The organism is Streptomyces sp. NPDC013457 (genome assembly GCF_043089925.1).
GTDB lineage: Bacteria > Actinomycetota > Actinomycetes > Streptomycetales > Streptomycetaceae > Streptomyces.
In genome coordinates, this window is sequence record NZ_JBICBL010000006.1 from 86,491 (window position 1) to 107,088 (window position 20,598).

The 20,598-nt window shown below is 71.2% G+C and carries 17 protein-coding genes; 9 read left to right on the forward strand and 8 right to left on the reverse strand.

What is annotated here, in order from left to right:
* Position 1: 1 nt before the first annotated feature.
* Together ACF1G2_RS17685 and ACF1G2_RS17690 are read right to left on the reverse strand one after the other, a co-directional pair.
* Positions 2–1,483 carry a fused MFS/spermidine synthase gene (locus tag ACF1G2_RS17685; RefSeq protein WP_391799450.1) on the reverse strand — a complete coding sequence of 494 codons (1,482 nt, stop codon included), beginning with the start codon at positions 1,481–1,483 and terminating at the stop codon, positions 2–4.
* Between the two features lie 235 nt (positions 1,484–1,718).
* Positions 1,719–2,816, reverse strand: coding sequence for a methyltransferase domain-containing protein (locus ACF1G2_RS17690; RefSeq protein ID WP_391799451.1), 1,098 nt, complete (start codon positions 2,814–2,816; stop codon positions 1,719–1,721).
* Positions 2,817–2,899: 83 nt separating this feature from the next.
* On the opposite strand from ACF1G2_RS17690, the gene ACF1G2_RS17695 reads away from it, so the two are divergent.
* The 4 genes from ACF1G2_RS17695 (at position 2,900) to ACF1G2_RS17710 (ending at position 7,806) form a co-directional block, all read left to right on the forward strand.
* Positions 2,900–3,628, forward strand: coding sequence for a ribonuclease H (locus tag ACF1G2_RS17695; RefSeq protein WP_391799122.1), 729 nt, complete (start codon positions 2,900–2,902; stop codon positions 3,626–3,628).
* A gap of 73 nt (positions 3,629–3,701) precedes the next feature.
* Positions 3,702–4,742, forward strand: a complete 1,041-nt coding sequence (locus ACF1G2_RS17700) for a vWA domain-containing protein (protein ID WP_391799123.1) — start codon at positions 3,702–3,704, stop codon at positions 4,740–4,742.
* 109 nt (positions 4,743–4,851) lie between these two features.
* On the forward strand, positions 4,852–5,760 hold the full coding sequence (gene puuE, locus ACF1G2_RS17705; RefSeq protein ID WP_391799124.1) for an allantoinase PuuE: 909 nt from the start codon (positions 4,852–4,854) through the stop codon (positions 5,758–5,760).
* Between the two features lie 288 nt (positions 5,761–6,048).
* Entirely contained in the window at positions 6,049–7,806 is a 1,758-nt protein-coding gene (locus ACF1G2_RS17710; RefSeq protein ID WP_391799125.1) for a lysyl oxidase family protein, read from the forward strand.
* 102 nt (positions 7,807–7,908) lie between these two features.
* Here ACF1G2_RS17710 and ACF1G2_RS17715 read toward each other — a convergent pair whose 3' ends face one another.
* Positions 7,909–8,994: an S-(hydroxymethyl)mycothiol dehydrogenase gene (locus ACF1G2_RS17715; protein WP_391799126.1), complete on the reverse strand. Its 1,086-nt coding sequence runs from the start codon at positions 8,992–8,994 to the stop codon at positions 7,909–7,911.
* A gap of 226 nt (positions 8,995–9,220) precedes the next feature.
* Here ACF1G2_RS17715 and ACF1G2_RS17720 point away from each other — a divergent pair, with 226 nt between their 5' ends.
* The 3 genes from ACF1G2_RS17720 (at position 9,221) to ACF1G2_RS17730 (ending at position 11,675) form a co-directional block, all read left to right on the forward strand.
* A complete protein-coding gene (locus ACF1G2_RS17720) occupies positions 9,221–9,454 on the forward strand; it encodes a hypothetical protein (RefSeq protein ID WP_391799127.1) in 234 nt (77 codons plus the stop codon).
* A 27-nt stretch (positions 9,455–9,481) separates the two neighbouring features.
* On the forward strand, positions 9,482–9,904 hold the full coding sequence (locus tag ACF1G2_RS17725) for an acyl-CoA thioesterase (RefSeq protein WP_391799128.1): 423 nt from the start codon (positions 9,482–9,484) through the stop codon (positions 9,902–9,904).
* 151 nt (positions 9,905–10,055) lie between these two features.
* Complete coding sequence (locus tag ACF1G2_RS17730; RefSeq protein ID WP_391799129.1) at positions 10,056–11,675, forward strand: MFS transporter; 1,620 nt, start codon at positions 10,056–10,058, stop codon at positions 11,673–11,675.
* Between the two features lie 78 nt (positions 11,676–11,753).
* Here the strand turns inward: ACF1G2_RS17730 and ACF1G2_RS17735 are convergent, their stop codons facing one another.
* The 5 genes from ACF1G2_RS17735 to ACF1G2_RS17755 form a co-directional block, all read right to left on the reverse strand.
* On the reverse strand, positions 11,754–12,647 hold the full coding sequence (locus ACF1G2_RS17735) for a geranyl diphosphate 2-C-methyltransferase (RefSeq protein WP_391799130.1): 894 nt from the start codon (positions 12,645–12,647) through the stop codon (positions 11,754–11,756).
* 17 nt (positions 12,648–12,664) lie between these two features.
* The gene (locus ACF1G2_RS17740) at positions 12,665–14,050 is read right to left on the reverse strand and encodes a family 2 encapsulin nanocompartment cargo protein terpene cyclase (RefSeq protein WP_391799131.1); all 1,386 of its coding nucleotides are present in this window, start codon (positions 14,048–14,050) and stop codon (positions 12,665–12,667) included.
* Positions 14,051–14,439: 389 nt separating this feature from the next.
* On the reverse strand, positions 14,440–15,852 hold the full coding sequence (locus tag ACF1G2_RS17745; protein ID WP_391799132.1) for a family 2B encapsulin nanocompartment shell protein: 1,413 nt from the start codon (positions 15,850–15,852) through the stop codon (positions 14,440–14,442).
* Between the two features lie 564 nt (positions 15,853–16,416).
* The gene (locus tag ACF1G2_RS17750) at positions 16,417–16,851 is read right to left on the reverse strand and encodes a VOC family protein (protein WP_391799133.1); all 435 of its coding nucleotides are present in this window, start codon (positions 16,849–16,851) and stop codon (positions 16,417–16,419) included.
* A 149-nt stretch (positions 16,852–17,000) separates the two neighbouring features.
* Complete coding sequence (locus tag ACF1G2_RS17755; RefSeq protein WP_391799134.1) at positions 17,001–18,833, reverse strand: CAP domain-containing protein; 1,833 nt, start codon at positions 18,831–18,833, stop codon at positions 17,001–17,003.
* A gap of 324 nt (positions 18,834–19,157) precedes the next feature.
* On the opposite strand from ACF1G2_RS17755, the gene ACF1G2_RS17760 reads away from it, so the two are divergent.
* Positions 19,158–19,853 (forward strand): MOSC domain-containing protein, encoded by a 696-nt coding sequence (locus ACF1G2_RS17760; protein ID WP_391799135.1) that lies wholly within the window; start codon positions 19,158–19,160, stop codon positions 19,851–19,853.
* Positions 19,854–19,992: 139 nt separating this feature from the next.
* Entirely contained in the window at positions 19,993–20,520 is a 528-nt protein-coding gene (locus ACF1G2_RS17765; RefSeq protein WP_352192338.1) for an NUDIX hydrolase family protein, read from the forward strand.
* The last annotated feature ends 78 nt before the right edge of the window (positions 20,521–20,598 follow it).

Consider the following 20,598-nt stretch of genomic DNA (forward strand, 5'->3'; position numbering starts at 1 on the left):
GTCACCGGGTGCTCTGTGGGCGGTACGGCTGGAGGAGCTGGTCCACGGGTGCGTAGTCGTCGGTGAGTTGTCGGGCGTCGCCGATCCAGGAGGTGAGGTCGGCGCCCGTGGCGATCTTCCAGCCGGTTCCTCGGGCGTCCAGCGCTTCCTGGGTCGCGCGCAGGTCGAGCGGCCGGTCGGAGGCGACCACGACGAGGTTGCCTCCCTTGGAGGTGGCGGTCGGGTCGAGGCCGATGTCGGCGGGTTCGCCGAGGACGGCGACGTGCTCGAAGGTCGCCCCGAGGGTGGCCACTTCGGCACGGGCGAAGGCGAGGCCTCCGTGATCGATGAGGTTGGCCACGTACAGGCCGTCGTCGTCGAGCACCCGCCGAACGTCGGCCATGGCCTCCACGGTGGTGAGGTGCCACGGGACACTGACGCCCCCGAAGGCGTCGCCGACGACGAGGTCATGGCCGGCATCGTCCAGTCGCCGCAGGCCGAGCCTCCCGTCCTCGACGCGCACGTCGATACCGCTCTGCGTGCTCAGACCCAGCCGGCTGTGGTCGAGGTGCACGACGCCGCTGTCGATCTCGGACACGAGGCTGCGCGTTCCGGGCCGGGTGGCCGCGAGGTAGCGGGGAAAGGTGAGCCCTCCGCCGCCCACGTGGTGGGCGGCGAGTGGCCGACCCGCGGGAAAGGCCGTGTCGACCACCGCCGCGATGGCGCGCACGTACTCGAACTCCAGGTACGTCGGGTCGTCGACGTCGACGTACGAGTGCCGCACGCCGTCCAGAACGAGCGTGCGGCCGCTGTCCCGGTCGGCGTCCGCGACGACCCGTGCGCAGTGGTACCGGGTCTCCGTGTCGCAGGCACCGGGCGCGACCGTGGTGGCGAGGCCGCCGCCCACGACCACGAGCGTCAGGGCCGCCGTGCCGCGCCATCCGCGCGTGCGCAGCTCGATCACGGCCGAGCCGGCCACCAACAGCGTTCCCAGGCCGATCAGGATGGCGCTGACCGGCAGCCGGGAGATGAGGACGAAGCCGGTGAGGATCGTGCCGACGATGGCGCCGAAGGTGCCGACACCGGAGAGTCGGCCGACGACCGTCCCGGTCTCGGCGAGGCTGGTCAGTCGCAGCTTGGTCACGATCGGCGTCACCGCGGCGAGCAGCGCGCCCGGCAGGAGGATGGTCAGCGACGCGATCAGCAGGAGCAGCCCCGGCGCCCACTCCGCCGTGCTGCGCAGCACGACGGGGGTGAGGGCGACGACCACTCCCGACAAGCCGAGTGCGGGGCCGATCAACCGGCTCGGATCGACCTGGTCGGCGATTCGCCCGCCCAGCCAGGAGCCGGCGGCGATCGCCGTGAGGGCGATGCCGATCACCAACGTACTGGTCTCGAGGGTGAGTCCGAGGTAGGGAGCCAGCAGCCGTAGAGCGACGATCTCCACCACCAGGACCGCGGCCGACGACCCGAACACGAGCAGGGCGGCGGTCCAAGGGCCCATGCCGTGAGGGCGGGGCGTGCCTTCGACGACAGGCTTGGCGGACAATCCGGTCACGGGAGACATCCTTGCTTACGGCTCAGCGGAACAGCCTGGTCACAACTCGGCGTGCACAACGGAACCATGGTCCCGAAGCAGCCGCCGGGGATTACCGTAACCCGGTGGCTTCACTCTCCCGGGACAGGGAGCCCTGCCGCCGTCGAGCCTCGGCCGGGCTCGGCCGAGCCGCGTCCGGTGGTCAGGCCACGAGCAGGCGGAGACCGAGGTCTGCCGCGTCGAGGCCGGCGAGGGCGCGGTTGCGTTCGGCCCAGCGGCCGGAGTCGAGATCGTCGCCGAGGCTCCGTACCGCCCGCTGCTCGGCCTCAGGGCCGACCTTCGTCCACACCGACATCGCGCGGCGTACGTGATCCTCCAGATACGCCCCCGGTCGGCGCCAGTACGCCTCGAACAGGCCGTCCTCGCAGTCCCAGGGGACGGGCACCGGTTCGGCGCGGGCGCCGATCGCGTCGGCCATGGCCGTGAGCGACGGGAAGTCCGCGAGGACGGCGGCGAATTCGGGCAGGTAGTCGCGGGTGAGCCAGAAGCGGTCCGGCCATCCGGGCTCGTCCGTGTCGAAGGTGAGCACCACCACGCGGCGGGCCACCCGCCGCATCTCGCGCAGCCCCGCGATCGGGTCACCCCAGTGGTGAACGGTGGAGACGGCCATCGCGACGTCGAAGGACGCGTCCTCGAACGGCAGGCTCTCCGCGGAGGCCGCCACGCACGGCGCCGATCCGGGCGGCCGCTGCGCCCGCATGACCGCCGACGGCTCCACCGCGGTCACGTCGCGATCGGCGGGCTCGTAGGAGCCGGTGCCGGCCCCGACGTTCAGAACCGTCTGCGCGTCCCCGAGCGCGGCCCAGATCTGTGTGGCGATCCGCGGCTCGGTGCGCCGTGTCGCCGTGTACGCACCGCCGATCTCGTCGTACAACCGTGCACCCAGCATCCGCAGTTGCTCCTCCGGGGTCACCTTCACTCCCTTCGCCCGTGCCTCGAGTTCCCTGTCGACGGCCGCCATCATCGCTTCGGCGCGATCACGCCGTTCCCGCAGCAGGACGCGCAGTCGGCGCAGGTGCGCGACGGCGTCGGTGGAGGGGTCGCCGACCAGTTCCGCGACCTCCCGCAGCCCGAAGCCCAGCCGGCGATAGGCCAGCACCTCCCGCAGCCGCTCCACGTCGGACGCCGCGTAGGCGCGGTACCCGGCCGTGGTCCGCGCCGACGGGCGAACCAGCCCGATCTGGTCGTAGTGATGCAACGTGCGGACGCTCACCCCGGCCAGCTCGGCCACGCGACCCACGGTCCAGTAGTCCTCCACGGCACCGACTATGGAGCCTGACGCCGCGTGAGGCTCAAGGCGGGGAGGCATGTCAGGATCGTGGGATGACGGAAACGAAGATCATCGCGGCGTGCGACGGCGCGTCGAAGGGCAATCCGGGGCCCGCGGCCTGGGCGTGGGTCGTCGCCGGGGCGGACGGGGAGGTCGGCCGCTGGGAGGCGGGCCCGCTGGGCAGGGCGACCAACAACGTGGCCGAGCTGACCGCGTTGCTCAAGCTCCTGGAGCACCTCGACCCGGGTGTGCCGGCGGAGGTGCGGATGGACTCGCAGTACGCGATGAAGGCGGTCACGACCTGGCTGCCGGGCTGGCGACGCAAGGGCTGGAAGACGTCGGCCGGCACCCCGGTCGCGAACAAGGACCTCGTGGTCCGGATCGACGAGCTGCTCACCGACCGGCGCGTCGACTTCGTGTACACCCCCGCGCACCAGGTGAACGGGGACCGTCTCAACGACGCCGCGGACCGCGCGGCGAGCCACTCAGCCCGTACGCAGCAGCCTGTCGGCTCGGCCGCGGGGTCGCCTCTGCCTCCGCCGGAGACCGCTCCGCCGGGCGGGCCGAAGCGCGGCGGGGCGACGGCCCGCAGGCGCACGGGGAGCTCATCGGGCGAGCGGGCCTCGGGCACGCGCTCCGCGGGCGAGCGGTCCTCGGGCGGTTCGGTGAAGGCGAAGTTCCCCGGCCGGTGCCGCTGTGGAACGCCGTACGCCAAGGGCGAGACCATCGCCAAGAACCCCGACGGCTGGGGCCACCCCGGCTGCGTCACCGCGGCGGGCTGATTTCAAGATCGATTGTCAGTGGTGGGTGAGACGGTGGAGCCATCGATTCGGAGCGAACGAGGGGGAGCCCGTCATGTCCGGAAGCCAGAACTACATCAACCACGTCGCCCTGGTGCTGGATGCCAGTTCGTCCATGTCGCACCTGCGCGGCAAGGTCGTCGAGGTCGCCGACCAGCAGATCGCCTATCTCGCCCGCCGGTCGAGGGAGCTTGAGCAGGAGACACGTGTCACGGTGTACGTCTTCGCCGACAAGGTGGAGTGCGTCATCTACGACAAGGACGTGCTGCGGATGCCGTCCCTGAAGGAGCTGTACCGGGTCGGCGGGATGACGGCTCTGCTGGCGGCCGCTCTGAAGTCGCAGCGGGAGCTGGCGCAGACGGCTCAGCTGTACGGCGACCACAGCTTCCTGACGTTCGTGCTCACCGACGGACAGGAGAACGCGAGCCATCGCTGCCCCGACACCCCGTCCAAGAGCCCGCGCGAACTGGTGGACGCCGTGGCCGAGATGATCAGGTCGCAGGAGGACAACTGGACGCTGGCCGTCCTCGTGCCGGACCAGATGGGCAGGCGCGAGGCGATGCAGGGCGGCTTCCCGAAGGACAACATCGCCATCTGGGACGCCACGAGCACGCAGGGGCTCGAGGAGGCCGGCCAGGTCATCCAGCAGGCCACCGAGAAGTTCATGGTGGGCCGGGCGCGGGGCATCCGGGGTTCGCGCGCGGTGTTCTCCACGGGCGGGGAGGCCGTGAACAAGGAGACCGTCAAGGCGGCCGGTCTCGTCCCGGTGGATCCGTCCGGGTACCAGCTGATCCCGGTGGCTCGTGACGCGGGGATACGGGACTGGGTCGTCGAGTGCGGGCACACGTACCGCACCGGTGGGGCGTTCTACCAGCTGAGCAAGTCGGAGAAGGTCCAGGCACAGAAGAAGATCGCGGTGCTGGAGAAGAAGACGGACCGGGTGTACACCGGGCCCGAGGCGCGAGCGCTGCTCGGGCTGCCGGACGTCGAGGTGCGCGTCAGGCCGGACCACAACGACGACTTCACGATCTTCGTGCAGAGCACCAGCGTGAACCGGAAGCTCGTGGCGAACACAAGGCTTCTGCTGATGCTCTGACCTGATGTCAGCCGACCGGAGGAGGGCTTGCCCCGGACCGCGCCCGGTCGCGGAGGCGCGGGGCGCGTCGCGGTGCCGGCCCGGTGGGCGCGGCGGTAGCGTGCCGCCCGTGTCCGAGCATCCACGTGACCTCGTCGGCTACGGGGCCGAGCCGCCGCACGCCTCCTGGCCCGGGGGCGCCCGCGTGGCCGTCAGCCTCGTCCTCAACTACGAGGAGGGCGGCGAGCAGAACGTTCTCGACGGCGACGCCGCCTCCGAGGGGTTCCTGCACGAGATCGTCGGTGCACCGCCGGTGGTCGGGGGACGCGAGCTGAATGTCGAGTCCATGTTCGCCTACGGATCGCGTGCCGGTTTCTGGCGCATCCACCGGACGCTCGCGGCGCACCGTGCCCCGCTCACGGTCTACGCCGTGGCTCAGGCGCTGGAGCGCAATCCGGATGCGGCGCGGGCCATGGCCGGCGCGGGCTGGGAGGTGGCGAGCCACGGCTGGCGCTGGATCGACTACCGGCATGTGCCCGAGGACGTCGAGCGGGCAGACATCGCGCGCTCGGTCGCCACGATCGAGCGGCTCGTCGGGCGCCGTCCCGTCGGCTGGTACACCGGCCGGACGAGCCCGCACACACGGCGGCTCGTCGCCGAGGAAGGCGGCTTCCTCTACGACAGCGACGACTACGCGGACGACCTGCCGTTCTACGTCGAGGCGGCCGGACGACCGCATCTCGTCCTCCCGTACAGCCTGGACGCGAACGACTTCAAGTTCCTTCTCGTCCACGGGTTCACGACCGCCGACGACATGCTGGCGTACCTGATCGACACGTACGACACGTTGCACGCCGAGGGTGCCGACCGGCCGCGGATGATGAGTGTCGGCCTGCACTGCCGGATCGTCGGCCGCCCCGGCCGGATCCGCGCGCTCGACGGCTTCCTGCGGCATGTCGCGCGGCGGGGCGGGGCGTGGGTCGCCACGCGCGAGCAGATCGCACGTCACTGGCTCGCCACGCATCCGCCGCGGCGCTGAGGCACGGGCCCCCCGTCACGTCAGCCCGGACGGTGTCGGGGGCCCTCACTCTCAACGGCCCCCGGCTGTACGGAAGTTTTCGCGCGCCGCCCCCGCGACCGCGGACGGTAGCCGTCCGTTTTCTCCGTAACAGCACTATCCGGCCAATGTCGCGGCGATTTCTTCCCTGCGGACAACCGGGCGCCCGGCACTCTCCTCTCACCGCGCAAGGAGGCGGTCGTCCTCTGTCGAAGCCGTGAACGGCCGCTGCCCCCTTCCTTCTCACAGCACCCGGAAGACGAGGGAACGATGACCAGAACGCGTACCACCCGACTGCGGCGTCCGCTGCTCGCGGGCACCACGGCCATCGCTGTCATGGCCGTGACGGCCGGATTCGTGGCCACCACGTCGAAGTCGGCGAACGCCGCCGCGGGGCCCCGCCTGAGCCTCATCGCGGCGAGCAACTCGATCACGCTCACCTCCTGGAAGGAGGAGCCGGGCGTCTACCTGGATCTCGGCACCTATCTCACGGCGGAGGGGTCGCCGCTGGAGCTGAAGGTGACCCGGAAGTCCTACAAGGACCCGGTGACCATCACCCAGACCGTGTTCGAGGGCGGCAAGGCCAAGGCCAAGGCGCTGCCGAACGGCACCGTGAAGGACTTCTCCGGGCTGCCGGGCTTCGCGGAGATCACCGTCACGGACAAGGCGGGCAAGAAGGTTCTCAGCCGTACCGAGAGCTTCTGCCCGAACAACGCCAGTGGCCGTGTGCGGCCCGACGCGCCCGCCACCTCGAAGTATCCGGAGAGCTGCCCGACCAATCCCTTCACCCTCGGCTCCGTGTGGGGCGTGGAGAAGGGCTGGGCCGCGAACACCTACGCGGGTTCCTACACGCAGCCGGTGAAGCTGCCGGTCGGCACGTACACCGCCACGGTCGCGATCGCCAAGAAGTACCGTGATCTGTTCGGCATCGCGAACAAGCCCGCCACGGTGAAGGTGACCGTGGAGGAGCGCAGCTACGAGAACGGCCGGGGTGTCGCGGCTCGTACCGCGAGCCCGGGTGAGCACGCCGGCCACGGCTCCGGCCACCAGGCGCCGGCCTCCGGCGCCGCGCACGCCGGCCACGGGCCGGGGCACGCGCCGACGCCCGCCCAGGCGGGCGCGGCGCTCACGAGCGGCGCGGGTCCTTCGTACAACGTGGGTCACGGCCCGCTGAAGGCCGCCCCGCCCGCCCTGCCGTGGGCGCTGAAGAAGCAGCAGACGTCGGCGCGTGCGACGGAGGTCGGCGACACCGGGGGCCAGACGGACGGTTCGCGCAAGGCGCCCGCCCTGGGACCGCTGTCCAAGCGGCCCACCGGCAAGCCCGCCGTCCCCGACGTCCCGAAGCCCGATCTGCGGTCGCTGCCTGCCTACGGCATCACCATCAGTGACGGTTACGAGGACGTCCCCGGCAAGGACTATCTGGCCTTCAGCGCCAACGTCTGGAACGCGGGCCCGGCGCAGCTCGTGGTGGACGGCTTCCGCTCGCCCGGCAAGGCCAAGATGGACGCCTACCAGTACTTCTACGACGCGAAGGGCAAGCAGGTCGGCTACACCCCGACCGGCACCATGGAATGGGACCCCCGGCCGGGGCACGTGCACTGGCACTTCACCGACTTCGCCAGCTACCGGCTGCTGAAGGCGGACAAGAAGGAGACCGTGCGCAGCGGCAAGGAGGCCTTCTGCCTGGCCAACACCGACGCGGTCGACTACACGGTGAAGAACGCCAACTGGCACCCGTACAACACCGATCTGTCCACCGCCTGCGGCCAGGAGAACTCGATCTCCGTCCGTGAGGTCCTGGACGTCGGCTCCGGTGACACCTACACGCAGGACCTGCCGGGCCAGTCGTTCGACATCACCGACCTGCCCAACGGCACGTACTACATCCAGGTGCTGGCCAACCCGGAGAACCGGCTGAAGGAGACCAGCACCGCCAACAACAGCGCCCTGCGGAAGGTCGTGCTCGGCGGAAAGCCGGGCAAGCGGACGGTGACGGTTCCGGCGCACGACCTGGTGAACGCGAACTGACGGTACGTCCGTAGCGCACACTCACCCGGAGGCCTCCCCGTGGCCGTCTCGCCCCGGGGAGGCCTTCTCACGCGGCGGGACGAGCGGCGAGGTCGCCACCGCTCACAGGACCACCACCGAGCGCAGGACGTCGCCCTCGTGCATGCGGGCGAAGGCCTTCTCGACGTCGTCGAGCCCGATCGTCTCCGTGACGAAGGCCCCGAGGTCGATACGGCCCTGCTGATGGAGGTCGATCAGCATCGGGAAGTCGCGCGAGGGCAGGCAGTCGCCGTACCAGGACGACTTCAGGGCTCCGCCGCGGCCGAAGACGTCGAGCAGGGGCAGTTCGAGCTTCATGTCCGGGGTGGGGACGCCGACGAGGACGACGGTCCCCGCGAGGTCTCGGGCGTAGAAGGCCTGCTCGTACGTCTCGGGCCGGCCGACCGCCTCGATGACGACGTCCGCGCCGAAGCCGCCGGTCAGCTCGCGGATCGACGCGACCGGATCGGAGGAACGGGAGTTGACGGTGTGGGTGGCGCCCATCGTCCTCGCCGTCTCGAGCTTGCGGTCGTCGATGTCGACGGCGATGATCCGGGCCGCGCCCGCCAGCCGTGCTCCGACGATCGCCGCGTCCCCGACACCCCCGCAGCCGATGACCGCGACGGTGTCCCCGCGGCCGACGTCGCCGGTGTTCATCGCGGCGCCGATGCCCGCCATCACGCCGCAGCCGAGGAGCCCCGCCACGGCCGGCGACACGGCGGGGTCGACCCTGGTGCACTGTCCGGCGGCGACCAGGGTCTTCTCCGCGAACGCGCCGATCCCCAGTGCGGGGCTGAGTTCCGTGCCGTCGGCCAGCGTCATCTTCTGCCGCGCGTTGTGGGTGTCGAAGCAGTACCAGGGGCGCCCCCGCTGGCATGCGCGGCAACGTCCGCACACCGCACGCCAGTTCAGGACGACGAAGTCGCCGGGCGCGACGTCGGTGACGCCCTCGCCAACCGACTCGACGACCCCGGCGGCCTCATGGCCGAGAAGGAACGGGAAGTCGTCGTTGATGCCTCCCTGTTTGTAGTGCAGATCCGTGTGACAGACCCCGCAGGCCTGCACCTTGACCACTGCCTCACCCGGCCCCGGATCCGGCACCAGCACCGTCTCCACCCGTACCGGCTCGTTCCTGCCGAGGACGACCACGCCCTGAACCCGCTGTGTCATACGGCCGATTCTTCCCCTTCTCGGTCCCGTTCATGGTGTGCCGTGCTGCCTCGATGGCGAATTCCGTACGAAGCGCGGCGGTCACGCCTCCGGGGCGGGGCGCTCACCGGGGGCCACACGGTGCGGGCTCGGTGCGGGCTCGGTGCGAGTGCGGTGTAAATCTGATGCACTTCCGCACCAGATCCGTATCATGGTGCGTGGATCGGCATCCGAACCGGAAGGCATCATGACCGTGAATCAGCTCCCCTCCCATCCCGACAGCGAGCGGCTCTCCGTGACGCTCTGCCCGCCCGCCGTGACGGCCGTCGCGGAACTCGCCGCGGCCGGCGGGGTCAGCAAGGCGGACGTCATCAACCGGGCGATCCTGCTCCTGGGCTTCGTCGAGAGCGAGCGCGCCAAGGGCCACGACCTGATGATCCGTGACGCCGAAGGTGCGCTCGAGCGCATCCACATCCTCTGAGACCCCGACAACACCGAGAGGCACACCGTGGCAGATCCGTTTTACGTACCCGTCGTCGTACGCGGGTACGAGACCGACACCCAGGGCCATCTGAACCAGGCCGTCTACCTCCAGTACGCGGAGCACGCGCGCTGGTCGCTGCTGGAGAAGAGCGGCATCCGGCAGAAGGACCTGCTGGAGAAGGGTGTGGGGCCGGTGGCCCTGGAGGTGACGGTGCGGTACCTGAGGGAGCTGCGTGCCGGCGACGAGGTGGAGGTCACCTGCACCTTCGTCTGGGGCGAGGGCAAGACCTTCCACATCGAGCAGACGATCCGCAAGGTGGACGGCACCGTGGCCGCCGAGGTGACCGGCGTGGGCGGTCTGCTGGATCTGAAGGCGCGCAAGCTCGTCGCCGATCCGCGCGCGCACTTCCGTGAGCTGGCCGCGTCCCCGGAGGAGTTCGGCCTCTGACCCGGGCGGATCCGTACACCCGCACGGCCGAACGGGGGCGACTCTCCCTCGGCCGTGCGCGGGGCCCGAGAACGCCCTGATCGCCGTGGACCGCGGCGGCGGGCGCTCGGGCCCGGATGCGTCGGGGCGGGTCCGGGGTGATCATCCGAACATGGCAGGTACTCCCCCACCCCCCGAGACGGCCCGCGACAGCAGCGCAGGGGCGCCCCGCCAGACACTCGCTCTCACGGCGATGTTGTTCGCGGTGTCCATGACGTTCATCGATCAGACCATCGTGTCGATCGCGGCGCCGACCATCACCGACCAGCTCGGCCTCTCGGCCTCGGGCATGCAATGGGTGGTCAACGCCTATCTGCTCTCCCTCGCCGCGTTCTTCGCGCTCGGCGGACGGCTCTCCGATCTCTTCGGACACCGCCGCATCATGCTGATCGGCACGGTCGTCTTCGTCGTCTCCTCGGTGCTGTGCGGCTGCGTCCCCTCCGGCGGCTTCGCGCAGGCATGGCTCATCCTCTTCCGAGCCACCCAGGGCCTGGGCGCGGCGCTGATGTTCCCGGCGGCGCTGGCCGTCGTCGTCGCCGTCTTCCCCGTCGGCCGGCGCGGGCGGGCCCTGGCTCTCTTCTTCGGTCTGTCGGGGGCCCTGACGGCGGTCGGACCCCTTCTGGGCGGCTGGCTGACGCAATGGACCTGGCGGGCGATCTTCTGGGTGAACGTGCCCGTCGCCGTCGTCGCGATCGTCCTCGCCGTGCTGGCCCGGATCCCGGAGAAGCGCCGGGCCGAACAGCTCGACGTCGTCGGTGCGGTACTGGTGGCGGCCGGTATGGGCCTGAGCGTGCTGGGCTTCCAGCAGGCCGCCGCCTGGGGCTGGAGCAGCGTGGCGACCTGGGCGTGCGTCGTCGGCGGCCTGGCGATCCTGGCGGTCTTCTACGGCTACGAGCGGCGTGTCAGCCATCCGCTGATCAATTTCGACGTCTTCCGGGACCGGGCCTTCACCGTCGACAGCCTCGTGCTGTTCTTCGCCATGCTCGCCTTCGTGCCGGTGTTCTTCTTCGCCTCCGTGTACGCGCAGGTGTCGCTGAGCGCCTCACCGAACCAGGCCGCGCTGTTCCTGCTGTACTTCTTCATCGGTTTCGCCATCGCGTCGCAGTGGGGCGGCAAGATCCTGGACAAGCGCGGCGCCCGGCCGGCGATGAAGATCGGCTGTGCGCTCGGCGCGGTGGGCTTCTACCTCTGGGCGGAGAAGCTCACCGACCTGTCGATGCACGACCAGTGGCCGTACGCCGCCATGGCCGGCGCCGGCATCGGATTCCTTCTCGCCCCCGCCTCCACGGACGCCGTCAACCGCTCCATCGACGCCTCGTACGGCGAGGTCACCGGGATCACCCAGACCATCCGCAACTACGCGGCCGCGATCGGCATGGCCGTCTTCGGTACGGTCCTGACGCACGTCACGACGGACCGGGTCACCTCCACGCTGGAGGAGCGCGGTCTGCCGTCGGCCGAGGCCGGATCGACGGCCCGTCAGGTCGCGGAGGCGGTCAGCGGGCACCCGGACGGGAAGGGCCCGTCCGGCGACGGGCCGGTCGCCCAGGCGCTCAAGGGGGCCGGCGACGCGATCCGGCTGGACTTCGCCGAGGCGAACCAGTGGGTCTTCTACGGCATGGCGATCGCGCTGGCCGTCGCCTTCGTGTGCGCGCTCGCCCACCCGGGAACCCAGGTCACGGCGGGTCGGAGCGAGGACGTCCCGGTCGGGGAGTCCGCGCCGCGGAGCTGACCGCCGGGGCCGGTCCGCCGCGCGCCGAAGGGGCCGGGTCCGCGTCGGCGGCGGGCCCGGCCCCTCGGGGCGGTGGGGTCAGACGCGGTCGGCGGCGATGAGGACGTACTGGAAGGAACCGTCCTTGTACGAGTTGATGAACGCCTCCTCGATGCCGGTGACCAGCGACGACGTGGCCCGCAGCTCCCAGTAGGGCAGGGTCTCCGGCGTCAGGTCGATGACGGCCTGCGGGACGAGGCGGTTGTCGGCCATGGCGCGCAGGTACTCGCGGCGCGAGTGGATGTTGCACTCGAAGTGGGCGTTGATCTGGGAGACCCACTTCGAGGGCTGGCCGTACCGCGGGTTCCAGCAGCCGGTGATGGTGACGTAGCGGCCACCGACCTCGAGGATGCGGGAGTGCTCGGCGAACAGGTCGTGCAGGTCGACGTACATGCTCGACTCGTTGTTCCAGGAGGCCGCGGCCTGCCCGGTCTCGAAGGGCATGTCGAGCATGTTGCAGACCCGGGCGCGGACGTGGTCGCCGATACCGAGCTCGTGGGCGCGGTTGTTGGCGAAATCGGCCTGCTTGGCGGAGAGGGTCACGCCTTCGACCTTGCATCCGAACCGCTGGTGGGCCATGACAAGGGAGCCGCCGCGTCCGCAGCCGGCGTCCACGAGGGTGTCGTCGCCCTCGATGGCGCCGAGGTGGTCCAGAAGGATGTCGGTCTGCGCCGACTCCAGGCGGTGGAGTTCGGCGATCAGCTTCTTCTCGTACTCGCTGTCGGCCGGGTCGCCGAGGGCGGCGTGGTCGATGTCACCGATGCCGTAGTGGTGGTGGTAGAGCCCGTCGACGTCGCCGAGGCGGAGGTTCACGGGCCGGGCCTCGTGGTCCCAGTACCGGGCGATGTCGCCCTGGTAGGGGGAGGCCGGGGAGGGGACGAAGGGAGAGCCGGCGGAGGTGGAGACGGAGGTGGTGGTGAGCTCAGTGGTCATGGATGGTTCCTTTGTATTTACCAGAAATCGGGCAGGCTGTAGCGGTAGGTGTTGGTCTGGTGCCAGTAGTGGTTGCCGTCGACCCACACGGCGACGCCGCGCAGGAAGCGCAGGACGTTCGGGACGGGGCAGGCGGCCGCCAGGGCGGCGGCCTCCGCCTCGAAGGCGTGCATGAGGTCGTTGTGGACCTCGACGGCCTTGAGGTAGGCGTCACGCTCGGAGAGGTTCTCGCGTTCGGCGATCACCACGGGCAGGTTCAGGTGCCGGCCGGGGCTGGCGAGTTCCTTGGTGTACGAGTAGAGGTCGTTGACGATCGTGGTCGCGTTCCCGGCGAGCGCGATGACCCGCTGCATGGCGGGCTGGGCGTGCAGGTCCGCGGGGAGCTCGTAACCGCCGACGGCGTCGGTGATGGTGGGGCAGGGACGGAAGTTGTTGAACTGGCGCATCGCCAGGTACTCCCACACCTCGGGGACGTGGTCGGTCTCGGACCACGCGGCCTCGGCGAGGTACCCCATGTGAAGGCGGGCCATGTCGTGCCGGAACCGGTCCGCCTGGGAGGGTGTGGCCTGCTGGAGGAAGTACTCCATGGCGGAGCGGTACGCGCGCCGGGGGGCGTCCGCGTGGAGCGAGTCGGCCCAGGCCCCCTCGTACTCCTTCGTGGTGTGCACCGGGTCGAGGGCGGTGTGCGCGAGCAGCAGCCGGCCACCCAGGCCGATGGGTGAGCCGCCGTGGTCCTCGCAGTAGCAGTCGTCGACGGCGTTCTCGGCGACCATCAGCCGGGTGGCGAGCATCAGATGGTCGATGGTGGGCGCGTCCGGGTGGCAGGCGACCATGTAGCGGCCGACGGAGAAGCCGTCGAACTGGTCCTCCCACTCCTCGGGAACCGCCTGTACCTCGTCCACCGCCCAGGACTTGATCCTGCGGCTGACCTCCTCGACCCGTACGGGGTCGGGCTCGGCCACCGGGTGGAAGTAGAGGCCTGGGATGGGGGTGCCCTCCGCCGGGGCGCCGGGCGCCGGCGGGGCGGCCTCCTCGCTCAGGGTCAGGTGCAGGCCTGCCGTGCCCAGGCCGCTTGGTCCGCGGAGGACCCGCTCCAGGGCGGGCTCCGCCTGATCGGCGACGGCGGCGGACGCGGCTTCGGCCACGGCGGCGGTCGGGGCGTCGGTGGTGGGCCCGGCCACTGGTGCTGCTGCCGCTGCGGGGCGCGGCAGGGTGAGCGGGGCGGGCGGCCCGGGGAGAGCGGGCGCGGGCGCGGTGTCGGGCCCGGGTGGGGTGTCCGCCGCGGTGTGAGGCGTGTCGGTGGCAGGAGCGGAGGCGAGGGTGGTGGCGAGGAGGTGGGCCCCGAAGTGGGCCGCGGCGGTGGGCAGGCTCGACTGCAGCGGGGAAAGCCCGGGATCGGGCATCCGTGGCTCCTTGGTGAGGTGGGTGGGCAGTCCCTGGTTCCGGACGCGCACGCCCGGACCGGGTGCGTCGGGGCCGTCGCGGCCGCCGGACGATCGTCCAGGGGTGTCTCGTGGGTCGGGATCGGGAACGGGAGCGAGGCTCGGCCTCTGGCTCTGGCTGGCTCTGGCTCTGGCTCGGACTCCGGCTTCAGGCTCGGCCCGGCTCGTGCTCAGGGGTTCCGGCGCGGGGCGGAGTGCGACGCCCGGGCCGGTCAGTGAGCGGCGCCCCCGCCGGTGCGCTCCGCGGGCCGCGCCATTCGAGCGCCCCGGCAGCGCGGCGAGTCGCCGTGCACGGGGTCTCGTGGGCCTGGCGCCGACCCCGGCGCCGTCCTGAATCCGTCGTGCATGCCCTAGTCGCGCCTGCGCGCGATCTGTACGTTCTCCAGCACGCCGAGCGCGTTGGGCACCAGGATGGCGGCGGAGTAGTACGTGGTGACCAGGTACGAGGTGATGGCCTGCTCGCTGATGCCCATGAAGCGGACCGAGAGGCCGGGCTCGAACTCCTCGGGCAGCCCGGTCTGGTGGAGGCCGATGACGCCCTGGTTGTCCTCCCCGGTCCGCATGGCGAGGATCGAGCTGGTGTTGTCCTCGTTGATGGGGATCTTGTTGCAGGGCAGGATCGGGACCCCACGCCAGGCGAGGACGCGCTCCCCGTGGAGTTCGACGGTGTCCGGGTAGAGCCCGCAGGCGTTGAGCTCACGCCCGATGGCCGCGATCGTCCTGGGGTGGGCGAGGAAGAACTTGGTGCTGCGGCGGCGGCAGAGCAGCTCGTCGAGGTCGTCCGGGGTGGGTGGTCCCGAGTGCGTCTGGATGCGCTGCTTGAAGTCGGCGTTGGCGAGCAGGCCGAACTCGCGGTTGTTGATCAGCTCGTGCTCCTGGCGCTCGCGCAGCGCCTCGATGGTGAGCCGGAGCTGTTCCTTGGCCTGGTTCATCGGCCCGTTGAAGAGGTCGGAGACCCTGGTGTGCACCCGTAGGACGGTCTGGGCGACGGAGAGTTCGTACTCGCGGGGCTTGAGCTCGTAGTCCACGAAGGCGCCGGGGAGCCGGGCTTCGCCGACGTGGCCGGCGGACATCGCGATCTCGGCCTCGCCGTGCTTGTTCTGCCGCTGCCGGGGAAGCGAGCCGAACTGCTGGATGTGGGCGTGGAGATGCGGCGCCGAGGCCACCACGGCGTCGAAGTCGCGCCGGGACAGACTGAGCAGCGTGCCCGCGGTGGCGGCGACGGCGGTGCTGTCCCAGGGGCCGCCGCCGTCGAGGAGTGCGTGGTCCCCGAACCGGTCGCCGTCGGCGAGGACGGCCACGGCGACCTCGTCGCCGTACTTGCCGAGGGCGCTCTGGGTGACGCGACCGCGGGCGATCAGGTGGATGTGCTCGGCGGGGGTTCCGCGCTCGACGAGCACCTCGCCTTCGCGGAAGTCGCGTTGGACGCACCGGCCGGCGATCTCGGTCAGCACCTCCACGTCGTCGAAGCCGCGGAGCAGGGCGAGTTCGCCGAGCTCGCGGGGGATCACGCGGACGTCGGCACCGTCCTGGACGAACTCGATGCGTCCGTCACCGACGGTGTAGCTGAGCCGGCGGTTGACTCGGTAGGCGCCGCCCTTGGTCTCCACCCAGGGGAGCATCCGCAGCAGCCAGCGAGAGGAGATCTCCTGCATCTGCGGGGCGGACTTGGTCGTGGTGGCGAGGTTACGGGCAGCCGCAGTACTCAGACTGGAGGGCCGGGGCGGCTCTACTTGCGCTTCCGGGCTGGTCTCGACAGTCATCGGGCGAGCGCTCCTTCGCGAGGCGATGATCGGCGTCCACACGCGTCAACCGGTGAAAGAAGGACGACGGAGAGGAAGTAGGGAGAGAAGCGGAGGAAGAGGGGCGTACCGGGAATTCCTCCAGATCCCGTGGAACAATAACGTCCGGTAAGCCCGGCTCACCCCGGGAGAGGGCATGGTTACCCAGATGCAGTGATCTTGCTCGGCACCGTGTTTACCCCGGGAATGGACGACATCCGGACACGGGCGAGGCAGGGGTGTGACGCGTCGCAGGGAGACGTCTTGGGTGCGGCTCGCCGACGGGCGGAGGGTCACGCGCGCGCCTGGCGTCCTCGGGAGGGCCTGGCGGTCAAGCGCTCGGCTCGACGCCCGGCAGAGAGCGGGCGCCCTGATCCGGCCAGGGCGGAGGGCAGGCCTGGTCGGCGTCGGAGCCGCCTGCCCGCAGGTCCGTTCGAGTCGTACGGGTCGGTGATCGGCCCAGCGCGCGGGGCGCCCGACGGATACGACGTCACCTCGAAGGGGCCGTGCGCCGACCGCAGTTGGCGGCGCACGGCGGGCCCTGCCTCAGTCCAGGCAGAACTCGTTCCCCTCCGGGTCCTCCATCACGATGATCCCCTCGTCGATGCCGTCGGGCTCGAGCCGGTACTGCCGCTTGGCTCCCAGCGCCTCCAGCCTGGCGGCCTCCTTCTCCAGCGTGGCCATCCGGTCGTCCCCGGTCTGTCCGGGCGCGGCACGGACGTCCAGGTGCAGGCGGTTCTTCGCCGTCTTGCCCTCGGGGACCTTCTGGAAGAACACCCTCGGCCCCCGGCCGTCCGGATCGGTGATGGCCGACCGGTCGTTGTGGTTCTCGGGCGGCACGCCCCACGCCGTCAGGGCGGCCGTCCAGTCGGGGAAGCCCTCGGGCGGCGGTGCGAGGCGGTACCCCAGCGCCTCGGCCCAGAACGCCGCCAGCGCACCTGGATCGCCGCAGTCGTACGTCACTTGGAATTCCTTGGCCATGCCGCCTCCGACCGCTCGAACTCTGCCAGTCCTCGCCCGGGCGTCTCCCGGGGCGCCCGGCCATCCTCGCACCGGTCTCTGACACCTGGCATGACGAAAGGGAGGTGGGCGGCCGGCCACCCAGGGTGGCCGGCCCTGCCTCGCGGGCGTCAGCCTCGGCGGGCGCCGAAGACCTGGGTCCAGTACGGGCCGCCTTCGTCGTGGACGCCGATGCCGATCTCCTTGAAGTCGCAGTTGAGGATGTTCGCGCGGTGGCCGGGGCTGTTCATCCAGGAGTTCATGACCTGCTCCGGGGTGCTCTGGCCCATGGCGATGTTCTCGCCGTAGGTCGACCAGGGGTACCCGGCGGCCGTGACGCGTTCGCCGGGTCCGTCGCCGTCGGGGTTGGTGTGGTCGAAGTAGTCGCGCGCCGCCATGTCGTCGGAGTGGCCCTGGGCCGCCCTGGTCAGGGTCGCGTTCGCCGAGAGCGGCCCGCATCCCGCCTTCGCACGCTCGGCGTTGACGAGGCTGATCACCTGGTCGGCGACCGAGTCCGAACCGGAGCCGCCCTGCTTGCCCGCACCTGTCCCGCTGTCCGAGCCCTTGCCGGAATCGCTGCCGGGCCGCGTGGTCTTGGGCTTGGGCGACGAGGTGCGGGGGGCGGCCGTCCTGGTCGGTTCGGAAGTGGCGGTGCTCTTGGGGCGGGGCGATGCGGTGGTGGCCCTGGCGCTGGGCGATGCCGACGTCGAGGCGGAGGCCGATGCCGATGCCGATGCCGTCGAGGGGGTGGCGGAGAGGCCGTTGGGCTCCTGCGCGAGCGGCAGGTCCGGGGCCGGGGCGGCCGCGCGGTTCGCTTCGAGGAGTTCGCCCTCTCCCCCGCGTCCTCCGCTCAGGTAGAAGGATCCGCCGGTGAGGGCCACGACGGCCATCCCCGCGGTGACGGCGACCTTGCGGCGGCTGCGTTCGCGCTCCTGCCGGCGGCGACGGCGCGCGTTCCGGGCCGCCCGCGGGCCGGGCCCGCCGGTCCACGCCGCGTGCGCGTCCTGCGGCACGCCCGGTGCGTACGGCGGGGTGAGGTCGACGTGACCGATGAGCTGGGTCTGGTCGGCCTCGTCCAGGTCGGCGGCCGGATCGTGGCTGCCCGCTCCGTCGTCGAACGGGTCCGGTGCCGGGGAGGCGTACGCCGTCTGCGCGTACGAGGTCGTCTTCGGGTTCTCGGCGGCCGTCAGCCCCATGAGCAGCTTCGTCGGCGGGGGGACCAGGGGCAGTCCGGCCAGCAGCGTCTCCGTCGGCACGAGGCCGCGCCAGCGGGCGGCGCACTGCACGCAGCCGCCTGCGTGCCTGGCCAGGTGCTCGCGCCAGGGGGCGGAGGGGCGGCCGTCCCAGGTCCCCGCCTCGTACCCCAGGGCGGGGCAGAGCGGGTTCGTCGCGAGTGCGCCGACGACGACCCGTGCCGCGTCGAGCCGGGCCCGCATTCCCTCCACCCGTACGGCCGTGTTCTCGACGGACCACTGGAGGGCCGCGGCGACCTCGTACCGGCTCAGCTCTCCGGTGCACTCCAGCCACCACAGCGCCAGCAGGTCGGCGTCCTCGGGCTCGATCCAGCGGGCCGCCTCCGCGGCCTCGCGCTGCTGACCGGTCAGGTAGAGGTGTCCCACGGTCGCGTCCGCGAAGTCCGGGCCGGGGGCGGCGAGTGCGGCCGCGTCGCCGAGGAGCCGGCTGTGCTGCATGTGCCTGCGGACGCCGTCCACGGCGATGGCCACCAGCCAGGGGCGGAAGGCGTCCAGGTCCCGAAGGCCGGCCAGCCCGTCGAGGGCCCGCAGCATCGTCTCGTGTGCGAGGGCGTCGACGTCCTGGTGTCCGTTCAGCGCGCGCCCGACGATGTTGTAGACCAGGGGCAGATGGGTGGCGACCAAGTGGTCCCGTGCCCAGGCGTCGCCGTACTGCGCCGCCCTGACCAGCTCCGTATGGTGCCCCTGCTCCGTACCTATGCCCTGATTCACGCTGTCTGTCCTGCCTGTTGAAGATGTCGGCACATGGGAGATGCCGGCGCGGCCGGCCGATAACGGGAAACGGCGCCTCCGTGACGTGATGTAGGTCACTCGACCTGGAGGACGTTCGTTCCGCGCCCGCGGGCAACAGCGCGACTCCACATGCATATACGGCGCGAACGCCGGGCCTGTCTCACCGCGGGCCGGTCCGGCGGCGGGCCGGGTACGTATGGCGGGAAGTCGGCCACGGGTGTCCCGGGAGGTACTGGAGCCCCGGGGCCGGCGGCACGAGAATGCCGTCTGACAGCGCCGGTCCGGGACCCGAGAGAGATTCACGTGCACCTTCGAGAAGTCTGGCGATTCCCCGTCAAGTCCATGCGCGGGGAGCGGCTGAAGAGCGTCGAGCTCACCGACAACGGTCTGACCGGTGACCGGCACATCCACGTGCGCGACTCCCGCGGTCTGCTGACCGCCCGGGTGCGCTCCCGGCTGCTCGGTCTGTCGGCGACGACGTCGGACGACGGCGGCGTGCTCGTCGACGGGCATCCGTGGGACGGCCCGGAGGCGGCGGCGCTGATCCGGGGCGCGGCCGGCCCCGACGCGGAGGCGGTGCACTACACCGGCCGGGAGAGGTTCGACGTCCTCAACCTGACCGTCATCACCGACGGGGCGGCGCAGGCTCTCGGCCACGACCCGCGGCGGCTCCGTTCCAATCTGGTGATCGGCGGCGTACCCGGGCTCGCCGAACGCGACTGGCCTGGCCGTACGCTGCGCATCGGGGGCGCCGTCATCGGCGTCCTCAAGCTGCGGTCCCGCTGCGTCATGACGACGGTCGACCCTGACACGGGCGAGCGGAACCACGACGTGCTGCGCGACATCCACCGGTTGTACGACGGGACGTTCGCGCTGGACTGCTGGGTGGCCTCCGCCGGCACCGTGACCGAGGGCGACGAGGTCCGGCTGACCGACGAGGAGTGGCCGGAGCCGGTGCGCGGCGGTTGGATCGTCGGGGCGCCGTACCTGGTGCCCTGACGACTCTCGCCGGGCGGGGCGCTCCCCCGGGGTCCGCCCCGCCCCGCATGCCGTCGTCCGCCCGCGTTCCCACCCGCCTGGCAGACACGCGATCTGGGCCGAAGGCCGACCTGGAAAGTATGATCAAGCGATGTCTGACATGACCGAGACCACGCCCGGCTGGCTGACGACGGACGAGCTTGATGTCGCCAGGGCCCGGATGCCCATCCTGTACGTCGAGGCCGTGCCCGTGCGGGTGGACGACAGCGGCGAAGTGACCAGCATCGGAGTGCTTCTGCGGATGGGTGCGGAGGGGACGATCAGCCGTACGCTGGTCTCCGGGCGTGTCATGCACCACGAGCGGGTCCGTGACGCGCTGCTGCGCCATCTGGAGAAGGACCTCGGCCCGGTGGCCCTGCCCCGCGTTCCCGCCTCGCTCCAGCCCTTCACGGTCGCCGAGTACTTCCCCACGGCGGGCATCACCCCGTTCCACGATCCGCGTCAGCACGCGGTGTCCCTCGCGTACATCGTGCCGGTGGCGGGTGACTGCCGCCCGCGCCAGGACGCGCTGGATCTGGTGTGGTTCAGCCCGCAGGAGGCGGCCTCCCCTGCTGTGCAGGGTGAGATGCCGGGCGGCCACGGGGTGCTGCTGAAGCAGGCCCTCGCACATGTGGGACACGCCTACTGACGTCTCCGGGCACCCCGACCACGACGGCGGGCCCGCCTCCATCGGGAGGCGGGCCCGCCGCGACGGTCGATCCCGCGG